This window comes from Bacteroidales bacterium (assembly GCA_029210725.1).
Classification (GTDB): Bacteria; Bacteroidota; Bacteroidia; order Bacteroidales.
In genome coordinates this window covers 1-9,759 of sequence record JARGFM010000053.1, presented here as the reverse complement: position 1 = coordinate 9,759, position 9,759 = coordinate 1, and the positions used below count along the sequence as shown (strand labels likewise).

Here is a 9,759-nt window from a genome sequence, read left to right as displayed (position 1 = left end):
AGTATGGCATCTTATATGACCAGGAATTTCTGGTATCAAACAAGTATTGACCCGAGCGAGTACACCATGGGTGTCAGAACCTTAAATTTTGATGGAACAGCAAATATAAGCTCCAAAACCTGGACCAAGTTCCGCATATTTGTGGTCGCTGCATCTGAAGTATTGCCGGGTGGCACAAAAAGTACAGCTGTTGATTTAAACGATCATAATGCTGTATGTGAGTACTTTGGATTTAGCACCTACTAATCTCCACAACCAAAGATACCCCGGCTGCCCGGCGCGGACATCTGTTCTGCCGGGCAGTTCTTTTTTATGAAAAGAGCGTATCTTTAGGAGAACAGAACTTATAAAGTGAATTCACATGAATAAAAAAGTATTTACATGGATGTGGCTTGTTCTCCTGGCCCTCCCCTGTCCCCGGCTTTGGGCGCAGTCTGGAGGAGAACCCCAGGATCAAATTGAAGTGCTGAACAGGCAAATCTCAGATATGGAACACAGCTTTGATGTGCTTTCCAAGAAGATTGATGATGTGCTGTGGATGCAAAAACTGGAGGATGTGGCCTGGATGGACAAGGTGTACATCTACGGGCCACCTCTGTGGAAAGAAGAAAACCCCACCGCTCAGGGGGCGGGCAATCCCGTGAAATTCTGGAGTTATACCATAATCCCAAAGAACGTCGACCCGGCTGAAAAATACCCGCTGATCGTTCTGCCCCACGGAGGGGTGCATTCCGATTTCTCCACCTACTATACCCATATCATCCGGGAACTCATCGCTCAGGGCTACATCATTGTTGCAGCAGAATACCGGGGGAGCACCGGTTACGGGAAGGGCCACTATGAAAAAATCGACTACGGCGGACTGGAAGTCGAAGATGTGAAAGCCAGCCGGGACTATATGGTTGAAAACTTTGACATCGTGGACGGGGAACGGGTGGGCATCATGGGCTGGAGCCATGGCGGTCTGATCTCCCTGATGAATATATTCGATTATCCGGACGACTACCAGGTGGCCTTCGCCGGTGTTCCGGTGAGTGATCTGATCGCGCGAATGGGATACAAGACCCAGGCTTACCGGGACCTTTATTCGGCGGACTACCATATCGGTCAGACAGCCTATGAAAATGTGGAGGAGTACCGCCGCCGTTCCCCGGCGTGGAATGCACACAAGCTTCAGGACACTCCCTTGCTTATTCATACCAACACCAACGACGCAGATGTGAATGTGCTGGAAGTGGAGCACCTGATCAAGGCACTGAAAGCCGGGAATAAGGAATTCGAGTACGAGATTTACCAGGCTGTGCCCGGGGGACACTCCTTCGACCGGATGGATACCAGAATAGCAAACGAAATACGGCTTAAGATTTACAGCTTCCTGGCCGCGGAACTGAATCCCCCGCATCCCATAAAAGATATCAAGAGCTTAAAAAAAGCAGCCTACAGATATTAACGGACCGGGAACTTACAGCTTCCTGATCCGAATCTCACGAAAGGTGATGGAGGAATCTCCGTGCTTGCCCTGGAAACCAATGTAGCCTTTGGTCGGCAGCTCTGCAAAGGGAGTGGGCAGCCAGCCGGGAATTTCGCTGCCGTCCGGATTGCTGGTCCCTGATTTCCAAAGGGACATGTCCATCGTTGTGACTTTCTTTCCATTTAAAACCACCTCTATCAGCTGGCCCTTGAAGGTAATTTCCATATGATTCCATTCTCCGGGTACTTTGACCACTTTCTGCTCATTTGCAGGCAGGTGGCCGAAAATGGCTCCACACTGGTAATCCTTGCGTTCATCTCCCCACATTCCATGATCATCGGCTATCTGTATCTCCACCGAATTGGGGATCCAGTTCTCCTGGTCCGTGCAGTAGACGATAATCCCGCTGTTGGTGCCGGCCTCGTTCATAAATTCGAACTCCAGCCGGAAGTTCTCATATTCTCCGGGAGCCCATACCACCTGGTCTTCCAGGGCTGTGAGAAGGTTCTCCCGGACCACCCAGCTACCCTCCTCATAATCGGCCAGGCTGTAGTTCTCTCCGAAAAGAAGCTCTCCCTCCGGATTGTTCGTAGAACAGGAGACGGTGACAGAAAGTAACAACGTACTTACTAATACGGAATTCAGAAGTTTCATTTCATTTAGCTTTAATGGTTAGTCTCAAATCTCCAATTTAAGGAAAATCCGGATGCGGGCAGCCCGGAAGGGGCTACTCCTTGTTTTTAAGTGCTGCAATAGCCAGAATGACCCCCAGGACAATACCCAGGAAAGCAGCAAACAATACCCGGTACTCCTCCGGCAACAAAAAGGTAATGGTTTGAGCCGGAATCCAAAATAAGGGGATGGTTCTTTTAAAAACAAAATTCCATTGCACCTCCCAGTTAATCTCCCTGAATATCCGGGCAACAGGAACCGGACGGAAAAAACCTTTCAGGCTGCCGCCTGTCTCCAGGATATGGGCATCGGTAATTTTATGGAAAGTCATCAGTACCGGAGCATAAAAAAGGTTCAGGACGGTGGCAATGCTGAAAGAAACAGCGACCTTTTTCCAGCTCAGATCCGAATAGAGTATCTGAGCGGCATCTGAAAAGCCGGTCTTCTCCAGAAGCACGGGGGTGCCGGCAGCAAAAACAGCAAAGGCCATGTAGATGGTAATTCCCAGAAATCCCCATACCAGGGCACGGGGCAGCAGACCGAATCCTTTATAATAATAGCGGCCAGTTTTAATCCTCAGTCCAATAAGTTCACCCAGGGTGGCCAGGAAAAAAAACTTGATAAAGCTCATAAGCAGGCCATGCTCCTGGTTGAACTGATAATAGGCTTCAAACAGGCTGCTGAATATGAAGAAGGGGAGAAAAAAAAGACTCACTCCCAACATAAAAAACAGGTCCTTTTTTTGACTCATGGCTCACTGATTATAAAGTTAGGATTCTGGCCGCTAAATTAAAGGAATGTTTGTTCTTCAGCACATATTCCAAAACAGCTTTTTCAACTTCATGCTTTGCCTTGTGCAATTTTTTATTTACTTCGCTAATCGCAACCAATCCCCAAGTGCATGATCAGAGTTTCCACCCTCTTTCTGTTATCCTTCTTTGTAAGCCAGCTAAGCGCACAGAGTCACTGGGAAAGCCTGGTAAAGGCAGATCATAGCTGGAGCTATCTCGTTGGTGATTCAGAGGCTCCTGCCGGCTGGTACAATCAGGGATTTGACCACAGTTCCTGGAACACGGCCCGGGGAAGTTTTGGCTTTGGCGACGGTGATGATACAACCATCCTGAATATTCAGTATTCGCTCTATATCAGACAGGAGTTTACCATTGCGGACAGGTCCGTCATTGACAGTCTGATCCTGGATATCGACTACGACGATGCCTATGTGGTATACCTCAATGGTTCGGTCGTTTCCAGGTCCTTTAACGTTGAGACCGATTATCCTCCCTATAACTACACTCCCACCATTGACCAGGAAGCTTCGATGTACACAGGGGGGCAGCCCTCCAGGGCCGGACTGTCAAAAAATCTTCTGATAGATGGAGAGAATGTCCTTGCCGTGCAGGGAATTAATGTAAATCCGACCTCCAGCGATTTTTCCCTGGCGCCCTTTCTCCAGGTAAGGCTGGATGCAGCAGGGATCACTTTTGAAGAGGTTCCCGACTGGTTCAGGGATCCCGATGCCCCCTTTGAAAGCAACCTGCCCATCGTGGTAATCACTACCGAAAACAGCCAGTCCATTCCGGATGAGCCCAAGATAACGGCGCACATGGGCATCGTACATAATGAAGCGGGCCTCAATGAGCTTCCCGGGACCTTCAACGACTACGACGGGAAGATCGGCATAGAGATCCGGGGAGCCAGTTCGCAGGGTTATGCCAAAAAAGGATACGGACTGGAAACCCGCCTGGAGAATGGCGAAAACAACAATGTTTCGCTGCTGGGAATGCCCGTGGAAAATGACTGGGTCCTTCATGGCCCCTATTCCGACAAATCTCTGATCCGTAACGTACTGGCCTACCAGTTTTCCCGTGAAATGGGGCAGTATGCGCCCAGGACCAGGCTGTGTGAGCTCTTTATAAACAATAGCTATTCCGGAGTTTATGTGCTCATGGAGAAAATCAAGCGGGACACCTTCCGGCTGGATATCGGTAAACTGGAACCCCACGAAACTTCGGGCAGAGATGTGACCGGGGGCTATATCTTTAAGCTGGACAAGGCCGATCAGGATGAAGAGTATTGGGTTTCCCCTTATCCGGCCATTGATGGAAATGAGATCCGTATGATCTATCATTACCCCGAAACCGAAGTGATCGCCACAGAACAAAAAGCCTATATCAGGAATTTTATGACCGGTTTTGAAAATGCCCTGGCGGGGGATCGTTTCTACGATCCGGTGCTGGGTTATAAACCCTATATCGATATGCAGTCCTTTATCGATTTCTTCCTGGTGAACGAGCTGGCCAAAAATGTGGATGGTTACCGGATCAGTACCTTTCTACATAAAGATAAAGACAAGCTGGACCGGGTGAGCCCCGTAAAGGCAGGGCCAGTCTGGGATTTCAACTTCGGATTTGGGAACGCCGATTATTACAATTCCTCGGTCATTTCCGGCTGGCAGTGCGAATACAAGCTCCCGGGCGATTACTGGTCAAATCCCTTCTGGTGGATCAAATTAAGAAAGGATCCGGACTTTTTTAATCAGCTGGTGAGCTCCTGGAAAGGATACCGAAGCAGTATTTTATCGGATATCCGGGTAGACCAGGTTATCGATTCCCTTACTACCCTGCTGGCCGATGCCCAGCAACGAAATTTTGAGGCCTTCCCTGTTCTGAACCAGTATGTGTGGGCTAATAATTATGTGGGAGGCAGTTACGAGAATGAAATAAACTATCTCAGGAACTGGATTTTCGACCGGATGACCTGGATGGACAGCAAACTGGACGGGTATATGTACCCCTATTCCACAGAAAAGCATTTGGATCCGGAAGGACTGGAACTGGAACTGTTCCCCAACCCGGTCGTGGATCAGTTTAATCTTTTACTGAATTCGGACCGGGATTCCGAATTGGAAATTGAATTTATCAATATGCTGGCCCAGACCACCTACAGGACCAGCTATGAACTGGGGCGTGGTTCACAGACCGTATATTTCGGGCCTGAGGTGGTGCAACGGGCCATGCCCGGGCCGGGCATCTATATGCTCAACCTGAAAGTGGACGGCAGATTTGCAGGAACCAGGAAGATCGTGAAGAAGTAGTTAGCGAAGCTCACAGCAGGCTGCGGGAAATCTACGATCTCTGTTTATTCTTTTGTGCTCGCTGGCTCAAAGTCCAATTCTTTCGTACATTTGTATTCTAATCCCTAATCTCCAAGCGGCATGAACAAAACATATAAGCTATTCGTACCCGCAGTCTTACTTCTGCTTGCCCTGCACAATAACTCGGCCTGCCAGGACAGTTGGATCAGCCTTTTTGATGGCGAAACCCTGAAAGGCTGGTCTGTTCACAGCGGACATGCTTCCTACAGGGTCAATGACGGCACCATTGTGGGCCAGGCAGTTCCTGACAGTCCCAACTCCTTCCTCTGCACCGAAGAGGAATTCGGCGATTTCATCCTTGAATTTGAGGTATTGCTGGAGGATGATGAACTGAATTCCGGTGTTCAGTTCCGGAGCCACATTGCTCCCCGGGAGCTGGTTTTCTGGTTCAGAAATGATCAGGGTAACTACCAGCCGACCACCATCCCGGCCGACCGGGTGTACGGCTACCAGGTGGAAATTGCCGTCGGAGGCGGATCGGGAGGCGTGTACGATGAAGCCCGCAGAGCTATGACTCCCTGGTGGCCGCAGGCAGATTCAGAAGAAAGCAAGGTTTTCAAAAGCAAGCAATGGAATTCCTACCGGATCGAATGCAAAGGTGATTCCATCAGGACCATCGTAAACGGAGTGGTGATTACTGAATTTCGCGATGGATTGAGCGACCGGGGAATCATTGGGCTGCAGGTCCATGATGTGGGAGATAACCCCAGCCCCTACCAGGTCAGGTGGAGAAATATCAGGCTTATGCCCCTGTAGATATGGAAACTTAACAAATGGCATTAAGAGAAGAATTAAAGACACAGGGAGATTTCCTCTTCCGGTACCGGAGTTATTTCCCGCTCTTACTGCTGGTCTGCGGACTGGCCCTGATCGTAGTCGGAGCATTGAAGGGAGGTCCGGAATCCATGAGCGGTCATCAGGCCTGGATGGAGGATCCGGCCATATTTGTAAGCCTCCTGGGACTGGCCATCCGGATTCATGCGGTGGGTTTCAGCGGAAGGAACACCTCCGGAAGGAACACCGGGCAGGGGCAGATCGCAGAGATGCTTAATACAAAGGGACTCTATTCCATCACCAGAAATCCGCTCTATGTGGGCAACTACTTTATGTGGCTGGGGATAGCCATGCTGACCTGCAATCTCTGGTTCGTCGCAATCTTTACTCTTATATTCTGGATCTATTATGAACGGATTGTATTCGCCGAAGAGGAGTTCCTTAGAGAGAAATTCGGAGATGACTATCTGAATTGGACAGCGGAGACACCCATCTTCATCCCTTTTAAGCTGCAGTGGCAAAAATCCGGTTCTCCTTTTCTCTGGAGAAAAGTGCTTAAACAGGAGAAGAACGGATTCCTGGCCCTGTTTCTGGTTTTTTTCCTGTTCGATTTAGTAGCCTCCAGCCTGGAACAACAACAGTGGGCCATTAGCAAGTCCTGGCTGCTGGTAATGCTCGTGGTCTCCGCACTCATCTACCTGCTTATCAAACTGTTGAAAAAGAGGTTTTAAAAGGCTTCAGTTTCCCATAAAGAGACTGGTGGAAGAATATTCCGGATCACAAGTCAGATTCACATGCAGTTTTCTGAGACCCGCTTCATCACCAGGTGTGGGAATATGAGTCAGATGAACCTCACAGTTCCGCATTTCGGCCAGTTTTTCAATGGCCAGCTGTGCGGCAGGATTGGAGATGGCCGAGATCCCAAGCATGATCAGGGTTTCTTCCAGGTCGAGGCTGGTCATTTTCCCGGTAAGGATCTCTTTTTTCAGGAAGGTTACTTTTTCTATCATGTTCGCCGGGAGCAGGTGCATATGATCGGGCAGCCCTGCCAGGTGCTTGGCAGCATTCAGGATCAGGCTGGATGCCGCCTGCAACAAGGGGGAATTTTTCCCACTTATCAATCTGCCATCTTTCAGTTCAATGGCAGCCCCGCAAAACATCCCATTGTTCCCTTTATTCGATTCTCTTGCATCCAGGGCGGCCTTTCTGGCGGGTTGGACCACTTTCCTGTCTTCGATCCTGGCTTTTACCTTATCCATGATTAATTCGGACCGGTCAAGGGTCTCCCGGTCGACCAGTCCCATGGTATACTCCACCGCACAACGATAATACCTCCGGATAATCTCCTGGTGAGAAGCCTCGGAGATTACAGCATCATCTACTATTCCGGCACTGGCCCTGTTGACCCCCATGTCTGTGGGGCTTTTATATATGGACTGCTCTCCTGTTATCTTCTCCAGTATCCTTTGAAGCAGGGGGAAGGCCTCAATATCCCTGTTATAATTAACCGTTTTCTCATTGTAAGCCTCCAGGTGATGATGATCGATCTGTACAATATCCTTGAGGTCCACCGTGGCTGCCTCGTAAGCGATATTTACCTTATGGGAGAGAGGAAGGTTCCAGATGGGAAAGGTTTCGAATTTGGCATACCCGGCTTTAATACCCCGTTTGTATTCATGATACATGTTGTTCAGGCAGGTAGCCAGCTTTCCGCTTCCCGGACCGGGGGCAGTGACAACCACGATGGGTTTTTCAGTTTCTATGTAAGGATTTGCTCCATATCCCTGGTCACTGACAATCAGGTCCACATCCATGGGATAGCCCTTCGTGTATGCATGAGTATATACCTTGATTCCGTTTCTTTCAAGTTTATTTTTGAATGAAGTTGCCTGAGGCTGTTCCTGGTAACGTGTTATTACCACTGCGCTTATACCCAGTCCCCAATCGCTGAATTCATCAATGGTCCGCAAGGTATCAGAATCATAAGAGATACCGAAGTCCGCCCTGATCTTGCGTTTTTCGATATCCCCTGCGTGTACACATATGATGATATCGATTTTATCTTTTAATTCTTGAAGAAGACGCATTTTTACATTGGGATCAAAACCGGGCAGGACCCTCGAAGCGTGATAATCATACATAATCTTCCCTCCGAATTCCAGATAGAGTTTCTCCTGAAAATGATTCACACGCTCCAAAATTGATTTGGTTTGTTCCTTAATGTAGGCTTCGTTATCGAATCCTGGTCTCAAAGTAGCTTGATTGTTGTTAGTCATCATCAATATGGGTTTGTTCCTATTTGAACCGGGGTTCAAATAAGGAAGCTTCAAACGTTTTCTAGTGCTCCTCAATCACTAATCTGATCCAGGGCATAGGCATAGGCCCCCAGTGCTATGGATTCATTGGCTCCCCGGCTGCTGGTTGCTATGGCGAGCCTGGGCAGTGGATCATAAGATATGGTCCGCTTGGTCCCCGGAACAGGGATTGTCCTGGAATAGTCTTTAAAGAAACGGCTTCGTTCCTCCTCATTGTCCAGGTTAAATACCTTTTGGACCAGCCTGGGCATCTCGGGCACATTCGAAGGATGATATTTATAGTTCAGTTCCTCCATCAGGGCCGGCATATACAGCTCACTGGCCCCGGTAATTCCTCCCCCGATCACTGCAATTCCATCAATGAAGGTCAGTACATTGGCCACCGTATCACCCAGGGCCCGTCCGGTCTCCTCATAGGCTTTGAGCGCCGCTCTTCGATCTCCTTTTCTCTCCCCTAAGGCGATCTCGTAAATATCCTTAGGCTCCAGTTCGTTGGGATATTCGATCCCTGCTTCATCGGCATAAACCCTTTGCACAGCACGGATACTGACGACATCTTCGGCATTAACTTCAGGACTGTGCCTGTTGCTGAAGAGCCATACCTCGGCAGCGGTCACATTGTCGCCTGTAATCAAGCGGCCATCGGAAACAAAACCGGCGCCAAAACCGGTTCCCAGGGTAAAGCCCACCAGATTTTTGTATCTCTTGGGACTTCCCGATGCCTCCAGCCTGGCATTAATTTCAGGCAGTATGCCCCCCAGGGCCTCTCCGTAGGCAAACAGATCCCCGTCGTTGTTAATGAAAACGGGCAGACCGAACTCCTCTTCCAGGATGCTTTTCAGGGGCACGCCTCCCTGAAAGGCAGGCAGGTTGTTGGAATTATCGATGATTCCCCTGCGATAATCGGCCGGACCCGGGAAAGCAAAACTGATGGCTACCGGAATTTCCCCGGCCAAGCCAGCTTTCTGTCTCTTTACCCCGCTTACCTCCTCCAAAACCTCATGAAATCCTTCTTTCATGTTTGCCAGACAACGTTCCAGATGAGAGGCATGGGCATCCTTCCTGATCCCGCCCAGCATTGGCTTACCTCCCATAAAAGCGTTAAATACAAGATTAGTCCCCCCGGCATCCAGGGTCAGAACCATACGTTTATCCTTGTATATATCCATGTTCTTTGTTATTCTGTTGGGTTCTATATTTTCTTTCACTGTTATCCGACTAAATTCTCAAATCAGTAATTCTTCTTCTGTATAGCCCATATACCGGACATTGTTTTTTCAAATCCCAAGGTGCCCCCCCTCATTTTCTTCTTTAAATTCCAAAATCAATTGCAATTTATTTTTGGGAGATCCTCTGACGAGCTGATAGCT

9 protein-coding genes are annotated in these 9,759 nt (G+C 49.0%); 5 read left to right on the top strand and 4 right to left on the bottom strand.

Annotation, left to right across the window (positions count from 1 at the left end):
* Both P1P86_16290 and P1P86_16285 read left to right on the top strand, forming a co-directional pair.
* The coding region (locus tag P1P86_16290) for a hypothetical protein (protein ID MDF1576746.1) at positions 1-246 on the top strand (246 nt) is incomplete at its 5' end.
* 115 nt (positions 247-361) lie between these two features.
* Positions 362-1,450, top strand: coding sequence for a prolyl oligopeptidase family serine peptidase (locus P1P86_16285; protein ID MDF1576745.1), 1,089 nt, complete (start codon positions 362-364; stop codon positions 1,448-1,450).
* Positions 1,451-1,462: 12 nt separating this feature from the next.
* Here P1P86_16285 and P1P86_16280 read toward each other — a convergent pair whose 3' ends face one another.
* Together P1P86_16280 and P1P86_16275 are read right to left on the bottom strand one after the other, a co-directional pair.
* Positions 1,463-2,125 carry a DUF1080 domain-containing protein gene (locus P1P86_16280; protein MDF1576744.1) on the bottom strand — a complete coding sequence of 221 codons (663 nt, stop codon included), beginning with the start codon at positions 2,123-2,125 and terminating at the stop codon, positions 1,463-1,465.
* Between the two features lie 73 nt (positions 2,126-2,198).
* On the bottom strand, positions 2,199-2,894 hold the full coding sequence (locus P1P86_16275; protein ID MDF1576743.1) for an Mpv17/PMP22 family protein: 696 nt from the start codon (positions 2,892-2,894) through the stop codon (positions 2,199-2,201).
* A 150-nt stretch (positions 2,895-3,044) separates the two neighbouring features.
* Here P1P86_16275 and P1P86_16270 point away from each other — a divergent pair, with 150 nt between their 5' ends.
* The 3 genes from P1P86_16270 to P1P86_16260 all read left to right on the top strand — a co-directional run bounded on the left by P1P86_16270 (position 3,045) and on the right by P1P86_16260 (position 6,805).
* Positions 3,045-5,240, top strand: coding sequence for a CotH kinase family protein (locus P1P86_16270; protein MDF1576742.1), 2,196 nt, complete (start codon positions 3,045-3,047; stop codon positions 5,238-5,240).
* A 120-nt stretch (positions 5,241-5,360) separates the two neighbouring features.
* The gene (locus P1P86_16265) at positions 5,361-6,056 is read left to right on the top strand and encodes a DUF1080 domain-containing protein (GenBank protein MDF1576741.1); all 696 of its coding nucleotides are present in this window, start codon (positions 5,361-5,363) and stop codon (positions 6,054-6,056) included.
* 17 nt (positions 6,057-6,073) lie between these two features.
* Positions 6,074-6,805, top strand: a complete 732-nt coding sequence (locus tag P1P86_16260; protein MDF1576740.1) for an isoprenylcysteine carboxylmethyltransferase family protein — start codon at positions 6,074-6,076, stop codon at positions 6,803-6,805.
* Positions 6,806-6,811: 6 nt separating this feature from the next.
* Here the strand turns inward: P1P86_16260 and P1P86_16255 are convergent, their stop codons facing one another.
* Both P1P86_16255 and P1P86_16250 read right to left on the bottom strand, forming a co-directional pair.
* Positions 6,812-8,353, bottom strand: coding sequence for a DUF1846 domain-containing protein (locus P1P86_16255; GenBank protein MDF1576739.1), 1,542 nt, complete (start codon positions 8,351-8,353; stop codon positions 6,812-6,814).
* Between the two features lie 68 nt (positions 8,354-8,421).
* On the bottom strand, positions 8,422-9,558 hold the full coding sequence (locus P1P86_16250; protein MDF1576738.1) for an ROK family protein: 1,137 nt from the start codon (positions 9,556-9,558) through the stop codon (positions 8,422-8,424).
* Positions 9,559-9,759: the final 201 nt, after the last annotated feature.